Genomic DNA, 18,659 nt, shown 5'->3' with positions numbered 1-18,659 from the left:
GGGGAGCTATGCATGCTGCCGAGACTTTTTGCCAAGTTCAATCAAATGGACCGTAAATTATTTGTTAAAATCAATACCGGGCTTCACCGGAAATTTTTAAATGTCCTGCTTTATTACATGACTCACCTTGGAGGAGCCACCTTTACCATATCGGCCTGTCTGATCACCTGGTACTTTTTACCCAGAACGTGGGGATCGGCCTCCCTTATGAGCCTCACGGCGTTGGCCGCGAGCCATATTCCGGTTGCAATCGCCAAAAAGTCCTATCCGCGGCTGCGCCCCTACCTGGCGCTTCCGGAGACGCGGACTTTCCGAAACCCGCTGAAGGACCATTCCTTTCCGTCGGGGCATACGACAGCTATTTTTTCCGTTACCGTCCCGTTCATGATTTTATTTCCGCTGCTCATCCTGCCGCTGCTCCCGATCGCCCTGGCTGTGGCTTTATCCCGGATTTACCTGGGACTTCATTACCCCTCGGACGTGCTTGCCGGAGGCCTGATCGGGACCTTGACCGCGTTTGGAACGGTTGCATTATGGCCATAAAGCGGATAATGTATATATAATGGTAAAACCTTGCGGGAAAAGGTGAAACTAAAGTGCATAAACAAAGAATACTGCTGTTGTCGGAAGGGTTTGGAGCGGGGCATACGCAAGCCGCTTATGCGCTCTCCAGCAGCTTGCGCAAGATAGCGCCCAATGTGCAGACCAAAGTACTGGAATTGGGCAGCTTCCTGAACCCCAGAATGGCACCTTTCATTATTACTGCATACAAAAAGACCGTATCTTCGCAGCCCCGGCTCGTCCGGCTCATGTATCGCAGCAACTATAAGAAATCTTTAAACAAGTTTACGACGCTGGCGCTGCACCGGATTTTTTATACCCATACCTCCCAGCTGATCAAACAGCTGCACCCGGATGTCATCGTTTGCACGCATCCTATTCCGAGTGCAGTTATCTCCAGAATCAAACGGCTGGGCATGGATGTGCCGCTTTGTACGGTTATTACCGATTACGACGTACACGGCGCCTGGGTAAGCCGGGAAGTAAACTGTTATCTCGTATCCACCAATCAGGTCCGGGAAAAGCTGATTGAACGCGGGGTCGACGATTCCAAAATTCGCGTGACCGGCATCCCGGTGCATCCGAACTTCTGGGAACGCCACAGCAAGGAGGAGATCCGGACCAGCTTCGGTCTTCACGATCTTCCAACCGTGCTTGTCATGGGCGGCGGCTGGGGATTCATGAAGGACGAAACCGTCAATTCCCTGCTCGCCAGCTACAGAGACCAGGTGCAAATTATTTTCTGCTTTGGCAACAATACGAAGCAGCTGAATAAAATGCAGGAAGATCCGAGATTTCGGCATCCGAACATCCACCTTCTGGGCTTCACCCGTGAAGTGGATAAGCTTATGGAGTTCGCCGACCTTCTGGTCACCAAACCGGGCGGCATGACCTGCACGGAAGGACTGGCAAAAGGCATTCCGATGCTGTTCCACCAGCCTCTTCCCGGCCAGGAAGAAGAAAATTCGGAGTATTTCACTTCCCAGGGTTGGGGAACGCCGATTACCTCCAAGGACGACATTACCGGATGGATGGACCGCCTGATCAACCATTATGATGAGGTCGTCCTGAAACGCCAGCAGGTTCTGGAGCAGATCAACAGCTACCATCCGACCGGAAGCGCCCACGCCATCATCGAGGTGCTGGAGCAGAATCAGAACCAAAACCAGCGGAATCAGTTTTCCTTTAAGAAAACGCCTTGAGATTCGAACGAAAATGAGATTTCCGAGTGAAAATGAAAGTTCAGAACAAAAAGCTGCCGATCATTCGGCAGCTTTGTTTGTCTGGCAAACATTTGGCCAGACTGAAAGAGGCCGATAACAGCCCAATGAAACGACAAAGATCGTCATTGCTGACTAAAGCGCAGCTTTTGGCGATCTTTGTGATTTTTCGATGAATCCTAAAAACAAACCGAAAAAGGAATCCGCATAACCATTAGACAACCCGCAGATCAAAATTCAGTAACCGTGAGAGAATACAGCCATGCTGTTCAGGCAAAGCCGGCTATTTCCGGTTATCCGGCTGATCAAACCTGAACTTCTCCAGCCTTTCAACTTGAACGATTTTGCTGTCATGTACGACAATTTGAACGGACCCGTACTTCAATCCGGACAAGCTGTCCAAAATCTGCTGAATGAACCTGCCCTGTTCACGTTCGTCCGGTTGTCTTTTGGCCATAACCTCAACTCCTTTTCGCTTCTAGGCTGAATGATTCCCCTTAAATTATACCAATTAATCTTATAAGTCAAGTAAGAATTAAAGGGCGGAATACGTCGTTTTTAAAGGTGTTTACGGAGTTGCCAGCTGCCAGTCGCTAAGGGTAAAGTCCTTTTTGGCCAGCTTCTCCTGTACAAGGAAATCTTTGGTCCCGTCAAGCAGCTTTAGCCCCTCATCGCTAAAAGCCGTTTCTTTGATATCGCTGATCGGATAAACTTCGCGGGCGATTTCAGGCGTAGTTCCATTGACTTTGGCCACAAACTCGTAGTATTCGTCCTCATGCTGCTTGAGATCGGCAAGCGCTTTTTGGCGCGCTTCATTCCACACCTTCGGGAAATCCGGAAATTTCTCCAGGTATTTCTCCGAAACGACGGTTACGCTGGTTCCTAACAGATCAGGGTGCGTCGAAGCATCGTCGATATGGGGATAACCTTCGCCGAGCAGCTTAAGCGCAGGGGCCCCCGTATTGGTTGTTGCGTCAATATCTCCCCGGGCCAAAGCGGCGGTTGCATCCGGCGTCAGCATATGCACCAGCTTATAGTCCTTGACGCCTTCCTCCGCCAGCAGGCCCATCACGTACCGGTGCATGAACGAACCCTTTTGGATCGCAATAGTTTTGCCTTCCAGGTCTTTTACCGTTTTTGGCCCCCCTTTCTTGCCGATCAAATAGCCGATTTGCCGGGTCGCCGGCTGAGAGATCAGCCGGGTTTTGGCGCCCGACGCATAAGCGATAATCGCCGGAGTATCCCCCAAGCTGCCAAAATCAAGCCTGCCGCTGATGAGCGATTCGGTCTGGTCCGGACCATTCGGGAAACCGGTCAGCTTGACCTCGGTAATCCCGTATTTCTTTAATTCCTCCTGAATGATGCCTTTATAAAAACCCCATCCCTCGGCCCCGCCGGGAACATTCAAATCGTTGGAGCCGATATACCCGTAATTAAGCACGGCAGGCACTTGCGCTTTAGCCCCATCCGCTCCTGCCGCTTCGGCTGTCGTTCCGTTTCCTCCGTCCGCCCCCTTTATGTTTCCGCATCCCGCCAGAATCAGGGAAAGGATCAAGGTGAAAGCCATCACGCCCATATAACGCGGCTGCCTTTTACCAGTGTTGGCTTTCTTGCGGTTTCTCCGGAAATTCAATGTATTTTTCAAGGTTTCATTCAAGGTGTTGTTCAATCGATTTCCCCTCCTGTATGCCCGAAGTCTTTGCCTTCTGTCCTTAAAAACCCGCTCGCCGCGATAGATGCACCAGAAACTCATGGCTGGCCACCGGTTCCCGGCCTTTGCCCCAGCCGACTTTTTCCCTGTAGCCGCCCAGCAGCCCTTTTTCGATTAAATCCGCTTCAGATACTTCCGAGAGCCGTTCGGCATCGTGAGCGACATACAGCGCGTCGACCGGGCAGTACAGCTCGCACATAAAGCAGGTTTGGCAGTCATCTTGCCGGGCAATAACGGGAATTCCGTCCTCCACGCGATCAAATACGTTCGTCGGGCAGACCGACACGCATTGATTGCAGGCTACGCACCTCTCCGCGCTGATCAGTTCAATCATGCAGGGCCACCTCTTCCGCTACTTTTTCGGGTTTCACCCAAACGTTATCCAAGCCGCCGCTGATCAGGCGGTGATGCTGCTCCTGATCCAGTCCCTTGTAATCCTCGCGTTTATGCATGCCCCGCGTTTCCGTCCGGGCAAGCGCGGAATGGTACATCCATCTTGCCGTTGCCGTCATCGCCTGAGCCTCGCGGGCTTTTACGCCTGCGGCAGAAACTTCGATTTCCTTGTCTCTCTGCTCTTGCCACAAGGCATCCAGCCGGTTCAGCGAATCGGATAACCCTTTCTCTGTCCTGAACAGGTTGATGTCGTAAGGCTTGACTTCAGCCTGAACAGCTTCCCTGTATTCCCGGATACGGTTCTGCTCCGAAATCTCCGGCTTGCGGGAAACAACAGGAGAAACCGACAGCCCGGAAACGTTCCGCTGCGAGGCAAATTTTCCAAGCGAAAGCGCATAGCCGGCAGCGCCTTCTCCGGCAAAAGAGCCCGAAGACATGGCCCAGGCCGCATTATGGCTGCCCCCGCCGGTGAAACCTCCGCAAATGAGTTCACGTGTCGCAGCATCGCCTGCCGCATAAAGCCCAGGCACACCTGTCCCGCAAGACTCATCCACCACCCGGATGCCCCCCGTTCCCCGAACCGTTCCTTCCAAGCGCAGCGTTACCGGGAACAAATCTTTAAACGGATCGATACCCGCTCTGTCAAACGGTAAAAAGAAGTTGGTCTGCGCCACCCGCAGCAGCGGCTTAACTTCTTCCGCCGCCCGGTCGAGCCTCGCATAAACCTGGCGTCCTTCAAGCAGATTCCGGGCGATGACGGAACGTCCTTTTTTCGAGCCTGCCCCTTCCACTTCCGTGCCGTCTTCATAATAAAATCCCGCGTAGGAATAATAAGCCGTTTTGGTGACCGAAGAGAATGTCGGGCTGATCGCGTAAGCGTTGGAAAATTCCATGCCGGATAAAGCCGCGCCTGCTTCTGCCGCAAACAGATAACCGTCGCCGGTCAATACATTGCAGCCCAACGCCTTGCTCAAAAAGGCGCAGCCCCCGGTCGCGATGACCACCGCTCCGGCCCGTACGCTCCACGGCTCCCCGCTTTGCGTGCGGACGCCGGCGGCTCCGCCTACTCCGTATTCATCGGCGAGCAGCTCGAGCGCAGGCGAATGGTCCAAAATTTTTACCCCCGCCTTCTTCACGAGCTTTCGCATCAGCTTCATATATTCCGGCCCCTGAAGACCCTTCAGATGGGGATTTCCGTCTTCATCCTGGGGAAAAGGGTATCCCGACACGCCTAACTTGTTCATGTTCTCATAGGTCCGGTCCAGCACGCGGTCCATCCAGCGGTGCTCCGCCAACCGGCCGCCCATGGTATAACGGCTCGCTTTCGCTTCCTCCCGAAGCTGCCGTTCGGGTTTTACGTACCAGACGCCCGTTCCCGATGGAGCCGTGGCTCCGCTGGAACCGCAATAGCCTTTATCGGCCAAAACGACCTTGGCTCCCTTTGCCGCTGCCGTCAGAGCGGCCCATGTTCCGGCAGGTCCTCCCCCGATGACAAGCACATCCGCCTGCAGATTTAATCCATCCGCCAATCTACTATTCATACTTTGTCTCCTCCTCTTAAAATGAAATGGGACCCGCAGGACGGCTCTTTTGGACTGCACCTTCGGTCAACTCTCGCAGTTATCCTTGATAGTTATCCCGCCAAGCCAGCAGTCTGCGTTCCAGAAATTTAACCACCGAGTCAATCAGCTTCCCGGCTATGGCAAAAATGGCGATGCCTACGAAAATAATCTCCTTGTTGTCGTTTTGCTTCGCATTGTTAATCAGATAACCTACTCCCGACTGCGAGCCGATCAGCTCGGCTACAACCAGTCCGATCCAGGCTGCCCCAAGCGACAGGCGGACGCCCAGCAGAATATTCGGCAGCGCCGCCGGCAAAATAATCCGCCTAAGCTTCTGGAAGGAGCTGAACCCGAGCACCTGACCCACCTCGAGCAGCTTGGAATCCGTCTGCCGGATACCGGCGAAAGTATTCAAATAAATTGGAAAAAACGAACCGCTTATTATAAGCGCAACTTTGGACACCTCTCCAAAACCAAACCATAGGATAATCAGCGGCGCGATCGCCAAATGCGGCACCAGCCTCAGCAGATGGACGCTAGGATCCACCAGATAAGCCAGCAGGCGGACGCCTCCGGCCAGCAAACCCAGCAGCGCTCCCAGCAGACCGCCGATCAGAAACCCTACCCCCGCTCTCTGCAGGCTGACGCCAAGATGATGTGCTAGCTCGCCCGAACCGGCCAGACTCCAAAAAGCATTCCATATTCCGGACGGCGCCGGCAAAAAAGTCGGGGCCACCCATCCGGCCGAAGCGGCAAGCTGCCAGACGGCAAGCAGCAAAACCGGCACGATCCAGCCGAAAGAGAGGTCCAGCAGCAGCGGTTTTCCGGCAGTAAATACACCCTTTAGGCGAGCTGTCGCACCGGATCCGCTTGGGTTGTGTTCCCGGCTTGCGTCATGGGTTTCAAGCTGAATTTCATGCTGTATTTCGTGTTGAGTTGGGTGCGGGTACGAGTGCTGGCTTTGGCCGCGACCTAGCTCCCGGGCCGTCCTCGTTTGAATGGCCGTTTCAGAACCTTCAGCCATCGTTATCTCCTCCTTTCTCTCCTGCCGCCGTCAATCTTCTTTCCATCTGGTCAGCCTTTTGTAGCCCAATAGAACGGCCGAATCGCTGAGCAAGCCGCCCAAAGCAAACAGAAAAATGCCGACAAACACAACGGGCGTATCCGCAAACTGCCGGGCATCGCTCATCATGTAGCCTATTCCCGAGCTGGAAGCGATAAGTTCGGCGACCACCAGCCCCAGCCAGGACAGTCCCGCCGAAAGCCGGACGCCCAATAAAAGGTTCGGCATCGCTCCGGGAAGAACCAGCTTCACCGTTTGCTTCAGCCTGGAGTAGCCCAACACCCGGGTCACCTCGACAAGGCGGTTATCCACGTTTCGAATGCCGGCAAAGGTGTTCACATAAACCGGAAAAAAGGCCGCTTTGGCAATCAGCAGAATTTTCGATTCCTCGCCGATGCCGAACCACAAAATAAACAGCGGCACAACGGCTAAGCTCGGGATCATGCGGATCATTTGGAAAGTAGGATCAAACGTTTTTTCTACCTTATTGAAAAGCCCCACCAGCAGGCCGGATAAGAACCCTAAAGCTCCACCGAGCAAAAAGCCGGACAGCACGCGGAACAGGCTGATCCGCACATGGCTCCATAAATCTCCCGAACGGGCAAGGTCCAGCAGCGAGCTTATAATCTCGGAGGGAGCCGGGAACAGCAGATCGGAGATCACCCCGTTTTCGCTTAAAAGCTGCCATGCGATCAATACCGCTGCCGGCAGAATAAGTCCAAGGGCCACTCTTGCCGGCCGGCGGGGCGTTTCGGGGAGAAAAGTCGAAGTCCGATTCTCCATGGTTTTCCTCCTTTAAATGCCTAAATGCAGGTACTTAAAGCTCTTAAATACCAGCTCCGTCCGTAAGGACAAAATCGTCTACCTTCTCGAAATAGTTCATCACCTTCACGCGCAGCTCTTGAAAAGATGAGGTCGTTTTCCGCCGCGGGTAAGGCAGGTCGATCGGCACGATTTTTCGAATCGATCCCGGCCTCGGTTCCATGATCACAACCCGGTTGCCCAAAAAAACGGCTTCGTCGATATCATGGGTAACAAATACCATCGTCGTTTGGTTTACTTCCCAAATATCCAGCAGCACTTGCTGCATATGAGCACGGGTAAAGGCATCAAGCGCGCCGAACGGCTCATCGAGCAGCAGAATCTGCGGATTCCGCAGCAGCGCCCTGGCTATGGACACCCGCTGGGCCATCCCGCCGGAAAGCTCCCGGGGGTAAGCCTTCTCAAACCCCTTCAGTTGTACAAGCTCGATCAGCTCATCTACTTTGGACCTGATTTCTTTGCTGCGAAGCGACAGGTCGGCGGCGATATTTTTTTCTACCGTCAACCAGGGAAAAAGCCGATGCTCCTGAAAAATAAACCCTTTATCGATTCCCGGCCCCCGAATTTCCTTGCTTCCCAAAGCCACTGAGCCGGAATACCCTGTATCCAGACCCGCTATAATCCTCAGCAGCGTGCTTTTTCCGCAGCCGCTTGGACCGATCAGGGTAACGAATTCACCGGCTTCGATCTGCAGATGAATTTGCCTTAAGGCTTCTACCTGCCCGTTTGCCGTATGAAATATTTTTCCGAGATTTCCAATGTCCAGCCGCGCTCCTCCCAAGCTACCCCTCCTCCTAGTTAAAACGAAAAAAACAGAGGCATCACGCGTATGCCGCGCGACACCTCTGTTCGTACAGTCGGTATCCCCGAATTAATTCCGAGTTAACTAATTTGAATTTGTGTATTTAAAATTTACAACCAATGCCGGGCAAAGTCAACCCTAAAAATAGGCTATTTCAGAGAATAAATCATATAGAAGAAACCCAAAAAGGCCATCCCCTGAGTAAGTCCTCAAGAGAATGGCCTTGTCCTTCACGGAAGCGGGTCCGTTTTAAAAGTTATCCATTTTACGCGCCTCGTATTTCCGCAGCGCTTCTTTGCCTACCATCACTTCGCAGCGGTGGATGTTCATACCCTGGGCATGGAATTTGCTTTCGTATTCCGTCATGACATGGTTTTCGTTGATGCCTTCGCGGTGCAGATTCAGCGAAATATCGCTCATCTGCAGGCCGGACGCTGCAAAAGCATTCAGTGAAAACTCGAACAAGGTTTGCGAGTCCGTTTTAAAATGAATTTCGCCGTTTTCGTTCAGAAGCTGCTTGTACTTGTCCAAAAAACGGGGATGGGTCAGCCTGCGGCGTCCGTGTTTGGCTTTCGGCCAAGGATCGCTGAAATTCAAATAAATCCGCTCGATTTCCCCCGGCGCAAAAAACTCTTCAATAAACTCGATGTTGCCCAGCGCCAGATTCAGATTGGGAGGGAGAACGTCTTCCGCGTTTTCCCCCGTTTTCTCCGCCCAGGCCTTTTTGCCTTTTTCGCCCGCACGGCGAATCAATTCGTCATACATATCCATACCGATGAAATTCACGTCCGGATACCGGACGCTCATTCCGCTGATAAACTGGCCTTTGCCCATGCCCAGCTCGACGTAAATCGGGCGGTCGTTGCCGAATCTTTCTTTCCAGCGTCCTTTATACTCCCGAGGATCCAGCACGATCAGCTCCGGCTGGGCCTCCAAATTTTCACGTATTCCTTTTCTGCCGCGTAAACGCATGTTTAATCTCCTCTTTGTTCCACTTATAGTACCTGACACTATATTTTGCCCAAGAATGGACGAAAAGTAAAGGCTATTCAATGAAAAAGGAACCCTGTAAACGCTGAAACAGCGGCTAAAGGATTCCTTTTTCTTTATTTGGAATTGGGGTCCAACAAAGTTAGGTTCGCAATGAAACGGTTCGGTGCAAAAAAGTCCAAAACCGGAATGCGAAATTCGAAATGCAGGGCGGGAAATCTATATCCCTGCTACTGCCGTCTTCTAATATGCTTATATAAAATAGCATAATTAGCGAGGCAAAGCAAGAAAGCGAAGGAAGCAACATTCCCCTTTTTTCACAACTTTTGATACAATGAGAGATGTTCTCCATTTATTACCCACCCAGTAAGCATTTGAAACAACAAAATTTAATTTTTTTCTATGAAGGAGCACCTTATGAGCACTTTATCTTCCTCCCCGCTGTTGTGGAGCGATAAAAGATTTCATACATGGAATACTGAAATGAAAGAGCAGTTTGGCGAAAAAGTATTTAAGGTGATGCTGGACGCCGGCTTTACCTGTCCCAACCGGGACGGCACCATCGCGACAGGCGGCTGCACGTTTTGCAGCGCCCGGGGTTCAGGCGATTTTGCCGGCCGGCGGCGCGACGATTTGGTGACGCAGTTTAATACGATCCGCGACAGGCAGCATCAAAAATGGCCGAACGCCAAATATATAGGCTATTTTCAGGCCTATACCAATACGTACGCTCCGGTTGAGGAGCTTCGCGACTATTTTGAAGTGATTTTGGAGCAGCCGGGCGTTGTCGGCTTGTCCATCGCAACCCGGCCCGACTGCCTTCCGGACGACGTGGTCGATTATTTGGCCGAGCTGAACGAACGGACTTACCTGTGGGTCGAAATGGGTCTGCAGACCGTTCATGAATCGACTTCGCAGCTCATTAACCGGGCCCATGATACGCAGTGTTATCTCGAGGCCGCCGAGAAGCTGCGCAAACGCGGCATAAGAGTCTGCGCCCATATCATTTACGGCCTTCCGCAGGAAACGCACGAAATGATGCTGGACACGGGACGTGCCGTTGCGGCCATGGACGTGCAGGGCATTAAAATCCATTTGCTTCATCTGATGCGGAAGACGCCGATGGTCAAGCAATATGAAGCGGGACTGCTCCGCTTCCTGGAGCAGGACGAATACATCAAGCTGATCGTGGATACGCTTGAATTCCTGCCGCCGGAAATGATTGTGCACCGGCTAACCGGCGACGCGCCGCGCGACCTCCTGATCGGCCCAATGTGGAGCCTGAAGAAATGGGAAGTGCTGAACGGCATTGACAAGGAGCTCCAAAGCCGTGATTCCTGGCAGGGCAAATACTGGAGGGGACGCTGATGGGCTTCCTCTCCGTGCTCAGCTTTGCCCGCCAGCTGGTGTCGCAAAGGCTCCAGCCCGGCGACACCGCCGTGGACGCGACCGTCGGCACCGGCGCGGACACGCTGTTCCTTGCGGAAGCCTGCGGCCGCAAGGGACAAGTCTTCGGCTTCGACATTCAAGCCGAAGCTTTATCTTTGGCGGCCCAGCGGCTCGCCAAAGCGCGGGAAACCGGCGCCAGGCTTGCGCCGGTTTCCCTGCTGGAGCGCAGCCACGCCGAAATGGCGGCTGCGCTGGATCCGCGGCATCACGGGCGCGTCGGCGCCGTGATGTTCAACCTCGGCTACCTGCCAAGCGAGGCAGCCGACAAAGCCGTCATCACGCTGCCGGACAGCACCATCGGGGCGCTGAACGCCTCGATGGACCTGCTGCGGCCGCGCGGGATCATTACCGCCGTCGTTTATCCCGGCCATGACGGCGGCGGCGCCGAAGCCGAGCGGGTCGAGGTTTGGGCCAGGGAGCTGCCGGCTTCCTCCGGTCAAACGGTCGTTTACCGGCAGCTGCAGCGATCCGCCGCTCCTTTTTTGATAGCGATAGAAAAGAAATAATCCGATTTTCCGCAAAACGATTCAGCTTTATTGCAAAAAAGACAACTGACTTTGAATTGAACTATTTTTGGTTAATAAAATCCGTAAAGGGGAGTCTCAAAATGAGTGTACACAAAATAGAGCATGTAGGAATCCGGGTTTCAGCCCTGGAGGATTCCATTGAATTTTATACCCGGGTCATCGGTTTGAAGCTTGCAGGAACGCTTGGCGAGGTGGAGGCGCCGGTACGTCTGGCATTCATGTCCTTCCCGAACCAAACGAACGTCGAAGTAGAGCTGGTGTATAAAAAAGAACCGGAAGAACTCGCTAACGAAGGACGGGTCCACCATATTGCTTTTACGGTCAGCCAGATTGAGCAGGAATACGAAAGAATCGCCAAACTGGGATTGTCCGGCCTGGACGGGCAGATCAACCAGCTGCCGAACGGCAGCCGTTATTTCTTCTTTAACGGTCCCGACGGGGAACGGATTGAATTTTTCCAACCGGCTGAGCAGTAATCCCATAAGAGGAACATCCGTAAAGTTGATGGAGCCGGTAATCCGCAAGGGGAGATTCGGACATAGAAAGGAAGTTGGACATGATGGTTGAACGGCCCTTCTCGTTTCTGAATGAAGATTTGCAGCCGGTTTTCGTTTACCACTGGGCTCCAGGGGATTCGGAGGAAATTTCGCCGGACGCAGCTCCTCATAAAGCGACGCAGCCGAAAGCCGTCCTGCAGATCGTTCATGGCATGGCCGAAACCGGCAAGCGTTACGAAGAAACCGCTTCGGTTATGGTTGAGCATGGTTATCTGGTCTATGCACCTGATCTGCGAGGCCACGGACTGACGGCAGACAAGGCGGACGGTCTCGGTTACGCCGGGAAAGACGGCCATAACGGAATGGTCAAGGATATCCTTGTGCTCGGAGACGAGATCCGCAGGCGGCATCCCGGCCTGCCCGTGTTTCTGCTTGGCCACAGCATGGGGTCATTCCTTGTACAAAAGGTCATGTACACCGCGCCGGAGCTTTATGACGGATTCCTGCTGGCCGGAAGCTGCGGAAAGCAGCCCTTCCTCTCTTTCGGGGAAAAGCTGGCGGAGCTGCAGTGCCGCCTGCAGGGAGACCGGCAGCCCAGCCTGCTGCTGAACGCTTTGGTTTTTGGCCCCTACAACCGCCAGTTCAAGCCGATCCGGACCCCGTTCGACTGGCTTTCCCGGGATACCGCCGAGGTGGACCGTTTTGTGGCCGATCCTTATTGCGGCGAGCTGTGCAGCGCCGGTTTCTTCTGTGATTTCTTCCGCCTGCTGCGCGAGATTCACCGGCCGGCCAACATGGCCAAAATTCCTTTGGACAAACCCGTTTTTGTTTTCTCCGGCGATCAGGACCCGGTCGGACACAACGGCAAAGGCGTACGGCGGCTGATCGCCGATTATCAACGCCTCGGCCTCCGCGACGTAAAATGGAAGCTGTATCCCGGAGCCCGGCACGAGCTGTTCCACGAGCTCAACAAGGAAGAGGTCATTCAGGATGCGCTCCAGTGGCTGGACCAGCAGGTTCAGCAGCAAGCGCAGAAGGCGGTTAACGCCGGATAATTTACAAACAGCTATTATGAAAATAAAGCAAAAGCCGCTGCACGTCAGTTAGAAACTGCGCATACAGCGGCTTTTTTCTCATTGGAAGTGAACCTCTAAATATTAGCTATCGTGTTTCTTGTTTCTTGTTTCTTGTTTCATCAGCTTGGTTTATCCCTTCGCGACCACCTGCTCCTGCTCCTCGCGCAAAGTGAAATAAACCGGCTTTTCCTGCTCATTCTGCTGATAGAGCACAACCAACAAGCAATCCGTGCCTGCAGCTTCCGGTCCCCGCTCGACGGCTTCTTCAAGGCTGGCAAAAGGCAGCCGCTCCACCATGCCGGACTTGAGCAGTTCGCGCTCCGTCAAACGCAGATTTCTAGGCCAAACAAGTGTTTTGACAGGGTTTAGCGGGCTGTCTGGGCTATCCGGTCTGTCGTTCAGATTAGCTTCCTCCGCGAACAAGGCAGCCAAACGGCCGTAAATCGCCGTCCTCTCTTCCTTATGCATCCGGTCTTCCCACCAGATTTTGCGCGGTTTGTATTTATGGTTCAGCAGGTAATCGGCTTTCATCAAACCGGACACGATCTGAGGATGCCGTAGTCCCCTCACTTTAAGGAAAGCGTCCAGCCGGGTAAATAAATCCTCCAGCTGGTGCCCGATGCGCTGCCAGCCCTGCTCCTCCCAATAATTTCCGAACTCCTGGAAGAAGTCGAACGGCGAATCGAATTCGTGTTTCATTAAATAGCGGAGCGTATGATCCATACGGTGGGCGTTCCAGTATTTTTCAAGCACATCCTCCAGCCGCTTTAACCGGACAATATCGGCGAAGGGCAGCCATTCGCTGCTCAAGATCTCATAAGGCGCGTTATCCATATACGTGTAGTTGTATTTGTCGGCATCGTGACGCAGTCCGGTTCCCCGCAGCATTTTCAGGAAACCGAGCTGCAGCTCCTCCGGCTCCATGGCAAATACGTCGTTAAACGTCTTGCGGAACGTGTCGTAATCCTCGAGCGGCAGGCCCGCGATCAAATCGAGATGCTGATCGATGCGGCCGCTGTTTTTGATCGTCATAACCGTCCGGGACAGCTTCGTGAAGTTTTGTCTGCGTTTGACCAGCTCGTTGGTCGGGTCATTGGTGGATTGAACGCCGATCTCGAAGCGAAAAATCCCCGGCGGCGCGTTCTCCGCCAAATAATCCATCACTTCCGGCCGCATGATGTCCGCCGTAATTTCAAACTGGAACACGCAGCCCTGATGGTTTTCGATCAGGAACCGGAACATCTCCATCGCATAACTGCGGTTGATGTTAAACGTCCGGTCCAGAAATTTGATCACCTTGGCCCCGTTCTCGATCAGGTACAAAATATCCGCCTTCACCCGTTCAATATCGTAATACCGGACGCCGACCTCGATACTCGATAAGCAGAACTGGCAGTTGAACGGACAACCTCGGCTGGTCTCGAAATAGACAATTCTTTTGCCGAGCTCCGGAATATCTTCCGGGAAGCGGTGCGGCGACGGCAGGCTGTCCAGGTCCGCTTTCGGCCGTCCCGGCATCAGCACGACTTCTTCGCCCTTGCGGTATGCCAGCCCATAGACGAAATGGAATTTGCGGTCGCCGGCGATCGTCTGGAGCAAATGGTGGAAAGTCTCCTCCCCTTCGCCCATGACGATATAATCAACAGCTGGCACCCGGTTCATCCAGTAGTCCGTATCGTAAGAAACCTCAGGACCGCCGAGGACGATTGCCGTTTCCGGCATGACCTTTTTCAAAATTTCAACAACCTTAAGCGTTTCTTCGATGTTCCAGATATAGCAGGAAAACCCGATCACGTCCGGTTTCCGGCCGAATAAATCGGATACGATATTCATCACCGGGTCTTTAATCGTATATTCCGCAAGCTCGATGTCGAATTCGTGCTGGCTGTAGGCTTTCAGAAGCCGGATGGCCATATTCGTATGAATATATTTGGCGTTCAGCGTGGATAACACAACTTTCATAGGTCACAACCTCTTCTCAGGGTAAGGAAACAAAGGCACTTATCATCCGGGCTAGAAAAGATCAAACCCGTCATCCTCCATGCCGTTATCGTGGATCTCATCAGGAGCATCGTCATCCGCAGCGGCCCCTAACCCCCCATTTTTGAAAAAATCAAGGAATGGCCTGCCGTATTTGCTGAATTTGAGCTCGCCGACCCCTTTGATCCGCAGCATCTCCTGCTCGGTTTGGGGCTGAATCACGCTCATTTCACGCAGGGTGGCATCGTTGAAAATAATATAAGAAGGCACATGCTCCTTCTGGGCCAGGTCCCGCCGGATGAGGCGAAGCTGCTCGAACACCGTCTCGTTGACCGCCGACGGGCTGAGGTCGTACCGGCTGCGGCGGCGTTTGCTGGCCGCGCTCTCCTGCACGGGTCGCGGCGCCCGCTGCATCACCTCGCGCTGGCCTTTCAGCACCTCCGCCGCTTTGGCGGTCAGCCGCACAACCGGATACTGCCCTTCCGTCAGCATCAGATAACCGTCGGCGACAAATTCGTTGATGAGCTCGGAAATTTCCTTTTCCGTGCGGCGCGGCATCATCCCGTAAGTGGGCAGCTTGTCGAAGCCGTACTGGAGCACTTTTTTGTTTTGCGAGCCCTTAAGTACGGACGCTACCATCGACACCCCGAAACGCTCTCTCATCCGGTGGATGCAGGAGAAAATGATCTGGGCGTCGCGCGTCATGTCCACGAGTTCCCGCTCATCCAGACAGGAACTGCAGTTCCCGCAGGGCTGGCGGTCATGCTGTTCACCGAAATAATCCAGCATCGCCCAGCGCAGGCATTTGTTCGTATAACAGTATTCGATCATCTGCTGCAGCTTGCGGTAGTCGCCTTTTTTGCGGAGATCGTCCTGCGGGTTCTGCTCAATCAGGAATTTTTGGGTGACAATATCCTGCGCGCTGAACAGCAAAATGCATTCGCTCGGCTCGCCGTCCCGGCCCGCCCGGCCCGCTTCCTGGACATAAGCCTCCATGTTCTTCGGCATATTGTAATGGATAACGTAACGGACGTTGGATTTGTCGATCCCCATCCCGAAAGCGTTGGTGGCAACCATGACCCGAATGTCGTCGTACAGGAAAGCTTCCTGCATCGCATCGCGTTCCTCGTCGTCCATCCCGGCATGGTAACGGCCTGCGGCAATGCCGGCTTGCTTGAGCCGGTCATGCAGGTCGTCCACGTCTTTGCGGGTAGCGGCATAAATGATGCCGGCTTGGGCTTCGTGGGCGCGGGCGTATTCAAGAATAAACTCGCGTTTATTCTCCCCGCGCAGCACGGACATGGCCAGATTGTCCCGGCCCAGCCCGGTAATAAAAACGGACGGATCCTCCAGCCTGAGCAGGCGGACCATATCTTCCGTAACCTCCGGCGTTGCCGTAGCGGTAAAGGCCGCTACAACCGGGCGCTCCGGCAGGCTTTCCACAAACGGCGACACGGCCAGATAACTTGTCCGGAAATCATGTCCCCATTGGGAAACGCAGTGCGCTTCGTCCACGGCTACGCAGGAAATCGGCAGCTCGCTCATTTCCTGGCGGAACCAGTCCAGCTCCAGCCGCTCCGGCGCAACGTACAGCAGCTTCAGATCACCGCGGCGCGCAGCGCGGATGCGGTCGTTAACTTCTTTTCCCGATAATGTGCTGTTGATATAAGCGGCGGGGATGCCCATGGCCGTAAGCGCGTCTACCTGGTCCTTCATCAAGGAGATCAGCGGCGATACAACCAGCGTTAATCCGGGCGCCAGCAGCGCCGGAATTTGGTAGCAAATCGACTTGCCGCCGCCCGTCGGCAAAATGCCAAGCGTGTCTTTGCCGGACAGCAGGCTTTCGACGATTTTGACCTGGCCTTCCCGGAAGTCGGGATAACCGTAATATTTTTGAAGCAGCTCCCTCGCTGTTTCCATAGTTGGCATTTCGACGTTCATCGTAATAAAAACTCCTCATTAAAAAAGACTGATAAAAAAATGACGAAAAAAATCGAAAATGAAGACAAGCCTTTACTAAAAAAGGGTCCAAAACGGAAAAAAGGTCCAACTTCCGTATCTTTTAAGTTTACCGGGCTTTGCCCGATTGGGCAACCAACCTTTGGCCGTATATGGCGGCTTCAGATTGACCGGGCAGGCATAAAAAAGTATCATTCCTTTATAAAACTATTGCATGAGCAGGACGGAGAGTTTAAACATGAAACCGACAGACGCTTCCGGCAAGGGAGCTAACGAGCCTAAAACGAAACCGGGAAACGGCGGGACGGCCCGGAAAGATAAACGGCGGAAGCCGCTGGACAGCAAAAATTCCCCTTCCCCTTCCTTCAAAGTGAACGGCAAACAAGGCTACAGTCCCGCTAAAACCGACAATAAAACAAAACCGGGTCAACGTTCCGCAAATGGAGCATTCCCTGCGCCGGGCAAATTCCGTCCGGATAAACCACGTCCGGCCCGGCATGAAAATGCCGAGGAGGTTCAAACAGGCGACCGGCTGATCATCACGATCAAAAGACTCGGGATTAACGGCGAAGGCGTCGGCTACTACCGCAGGAAAGCGGTATTTATCGACGGCGCGATTCCGGGGGAAGTGATTAAAGCCTCCGTGACCAAAGTCGAAGAGAAATTCATGCAGGCGAAAATCGATGAAATCGAAAAACGTTCGCCTTACCGCATCGACGCGCCTTGCCCGGTGTTCGGCATTTGCGGCGGCTGCCAGATCCAGCACATGTCGTACGAAGGCCAGCTCAAAGCGAAAGAGGACCTGGTGCGGGAAGCCTTTTCCCGATATTCGGGTCTGGAAAATGTCCGGATGAAACCGATGCTCGGCATGGATCATCCTTGGGATTACCGCAATAAAGCCCAGCTTCAGCTCGGCCTTCGCCAGGAAGGCGTCATCGCGGGTTTGTATGCCGCCGGTTCCCACGAGCTGGTTGACATCACGGGCTGCCCGATCCAGCATCCGGAAGTTAACCGTGCCGTCGACCAAATACGCAATGTGCTGCAGGAGCTTAAAATTCCCGTTTACCAGGAACGCAGCAACAAAGGACTGGTTCGCAGCATCGTCGTGCGGCTGGGTTTCCAGTCCCGCCATCTGCAGGTTACGCTGGTTGCCGCAAAAGATCAGCTTCCGCAGGAAAAAGAGCTGGTCAAGCATATCCGGCTGGCCTTGCCCGAGGTCACAAGCATTGCGCTGAATATTAACCCGCGCAATACTTCGCTGGTTTTTGGCGACCGGACCCGAATCCTGTGGGGCGAAGAGTCGATCCAGGAATCGCTGGGCGACCTGGACTTCACGTTGTCTCCGCGGGCTTTCTTCCAGCTGAACCCGCTCCAGACGGTGAAGCTGTACGAATCCGTCCGCGCCGCGGCAGCGCTGACGGGCCAGGAAGCCGTCGTCGACGCTTATTGCGGCACGGGCACGATCGGCTTGTGGCTGGCGCCGAACGCCGCCGAAGTTCGCGGCATCGAAACGATCGCGGAGGCCGTCCAGGACGCCAAAGCCAACGCGGAACGCAACGGCCGCAGCAACGCCACCTTCCATGCGGGGCGTGCCGAGGAGCTGCTCCCGCGCTGGGTCAAGTCCGGTTTCTCGCCGGACGTCATCGTAGCCGACCCGCCGCGTACGGGGCTTGATGACGTCTTCCTCGAAACCGTCCTGCGCACGAAACCCAAACGTTTCGTGTATGTCTCCTGCAATCCTTCCACGCTTGCGAAGGACTGCAAGGTGCTGACGGACGGCGGCTATAAAGTCGAATGGGTTCAGCCGGTGGACATGTTTCCGCAGACCAGCCACGTGGAGTGCTGCTCACTGCTGGTGCGCAAGGATTAAAAGCGGCGGCTGCCGGAATTAAAGCCGCCATATTAAAATAAGAAGCGGGTTGAATAAACTGGTACCCATAGACTGGACACTTTGAAAAAAAGGTGTCTGGGCTATGGGTACTTTTTGTATACTGGAAGAGGCAATGGAGGGGATGACATGAGTAAGAAACATTTTAACCAAGCAGAG

Annotated in this window: 17 protein-coding genes; 7 read left to right on the top strand and 10 right to left on the bottom strand. The window is 53.9% G+C overall.

The genetic code is table 11. The features are described 5' to 3' along the window. Window positions 1–12: 12 nt before the first annotated feature. A complete protein-coding gene (locus AC3ZPD_RS19025) occupies window positions 13–543 on the top strand; it encodes a phosphatase PAP2 family protein (protein ID WP_490985857.1) in 531 nt (176 codons plus the stop codon). A gap of 53 nt (window positions 544–596) precedes the next feature. Beyond that, a complete protein-coding gene (locus tag AC3ZPD_RS19020; RefSeq protein ID WP_490985856.1) occupies window positions 597–1,763 on the top strand; it encodes an MGDG synthase family glycosyltransferase in 1,167 nt (388 codons plus the stop codon). 301 nt (window positions 1,764–2,064) lie between these two features. Here the strand turns inward: AC3ZPD_RS19020 and AC3ZPD_RS19015 are convergent, their stop codons facing one another. The 8 genes from AC3ZPD_RS19015 to trmB form a co-directional block, all read right to left on the bottom strand. Further along, window positions 2,065–2,238, bottom strand: coding sequence for a YezD family protein (locus tag AC3ZPD_RS19015; RefSeq protein WP_490985855.1), 174 nt, complete (start codon window positions 2,236–2,238; stop codon window positions 2,065–2,067). A 111-nt stretch (window positions 2,239–2,349) separates the two neighbouring features. Beyond that, window positions 2,350–3,357, bottom strand: a complete 1,008-nt coding sequence (locus AC3ZPD_RS19010; RefSeq protein WP_490985943.1) for an ABC transporter substrate-binding protein — start codon at window positions 3,355–3,357, stop codon at window positions 2,350–2,352. Between the two features lie 136 nt (window positions 3,358–3,493). Then, window positions 3,494–3,826: a 4Fe-4S binding protein gene (locus AC3ZPD_RS19005; protein WP_490985854.1), complete on the bottom strand. Its 333-nt coding sequence runs from the start codon at window positions 3,824–3,826 to the stop codon at window positions 3,494–3,496. Continuing rightward, a complete protein-coding gene (locus AC3ZPD_RS19000; protein WP_490985853.1) occupies window positions 3,819–5,426 on the bottom strand; it encodes an FAD-dependent oxidoreductase in 1,608 nt (535 codons plus the stop codon). Before AC3ZPD_RS19000 ends, AC3ZPD_RS19005 begins: the two co-directional genes overlap by 8 nt. Before the next feature lie 79 nt (window positions 5,427–5,505). After that, window positions 5,506–6,471 (bottom strand): ABC transporter permease, encoded by a 966-nt coding sequence (locus tag AC3ZPD_RS18995; protein ID WP_490985852.1) that lies wholly within the window; start codon window positions 6,469–6,471, stop codon window positions 5,506–5,508. A gap of 30 nt (window positions 6,472–6,501) precedes the next feature. Beyond that, entirely contained in the window at window positions 6,502–7,293 is a 792-nt protein-coding gene (locus AC3ZPD_RS18990) for an ABC transporter permease (RefSeq protein WP_490985851.1), read from the bottom strand. A gap of 43 nt (window positions 7,294–7,336) precedes the next feature. Next, window positions 7,337–8,113: an ABC transporter ATP-binding protein gene (locus AC3ZPD_RS18985; RefSeq protein ID WP_490985850.1), complete on the bottom strand. Its 777-nt coding sequence runs from the start codon at window positions 8,111–8,113 to the stop codon at window positions 7,337–7,339. Between the two features lie 270 nt (window positions 8,114–8,383). Beyond that, window positions 8,384–9,106, bottom strand: coding sequence for a tRNA (guanosine(46)-N7)-methyltransferase TrmB (gene trmB / locus AC3ZPD_RS18980; RefSeq protein ID WP_490985849.1), 723 nt, complete (start codon window positions 9,104–9,106; stop codon window positions 8,384–8,386). 435 nt (window positions 9,107–9,541) lie between these two features. On the opposite strand from trmB, the gene mnmL reads away from it, so the two are divergent. From mnmL to AC3ZPD_RS18960, 4 genes are all read left to right on the top strand, one after another. Then, window positions 9,542–10,492: a tRNA modification radical SAM protein MnmL/YtqA gene (mnmL, locus tag AC3ZPD_RS18975; RefSeq protein WP_490985848.1), complete on the top strand. Its 951-nt coding sequence runs from the start codon at window positions 9,542–9,544 to the stop codon at window positions 10,490–10,492. Then, window positions 10,492–11,079, top strand: coding sequence for a tRNA 5-(aminomethyl)-2-thiouridylate-methyltransferase MnmM (mnmM, locus tag AC3ZPD_RS18970; RefSeq protein ID WP_490985847.1), 588 nt, complete (start codon window positions 10,492–10,494; stop codon window positions 11,077–11,079). The genes mnmL and mnmM overlap by 1 nt, the downstream gene beginning before the upstream one ends. Before the next feature lie 101 nt (window positions 11,080–11,180). Then, window positions 11,181–11,576, top strand: a complete 396-nt coding sequence (locus AC3ZPD_RS18965; RefSeq protein ID WP_490985846.1) for a VOC family protein — start codon at window positions 11,181–11,183, stop codon at window positions 11,574–11,576. Window positions 11,577–11,656: 80 nt separating this feature from the next. Continuing rightward, entirely contained in the window at window positions 11,657–12,652 is a 996-nt protein-coding gene (locus AC3ZPD_RS18960; protein ID WP_490985845.1) for an alpha/beta hydrolase, read from the top strand. Between the two features lie 150 nt (window positions 12,653–12,802). Here the strand turns inward: AC3ZPD_RS18960 and AC3ZPD_RS18955 are convergent, their stop codons facing one another. Both AC3ZPD_RS18955 and recQ read right to left on the bottom strand, forming a co-directional pair. Continuing rightward, window positions 12,803–14,635, bottom strand: a complete 1,833-nt coding sequence (locus AC3ZPD_RS18955; RefSeq protein WP_490985844.1) for a B12-binding domain-containing radical SAM protein — start codon at window positions 14,633–14,635, stop codon at window positions 12,803–12,805. A gap of 51 nt (window positions 14,636–14,686) precedes the next feature. Continuing rightward, the gene (recQ, locus tag AC3ZPD_RS18950; RefSeq protein WP_490985843.1) at window positions 14,687–16,594 is read right to left on the bottom strand and encodes a DNA helicase RecQ; all 1,908 of its coding nucleotides are present in this window, start codon (window positions 16,592–16,594) and stop codon (window positions 14,687–14,689) included. Between the two features lie 256 nt (window positions 16,595–16,850). On the opposite strand from recQ, the gene rlmD reads away from it, so the two are divergent. Then, a complete protein-coding gene (rlmD, locus tag AC3ZPD_RS18945; protein WP_490985842.1) occupies window positions 16,851–18,482 on the top strand; it encodes a 23S rRNA (uracil(1939)-C(5))-methyltransferase RlmD in 1,632 nt (543 codons plus the stop codon). Window positions 18,483–18,659: the final 177 nt, after the last annotated feature.

This window comes from Paenibacillus mobilis, assembly GCF_058267595.1.
Note: the sequence above shows the minus strand (reverse complement) of the source record. Positions and strands in the feature narration are given on the sequence as shown.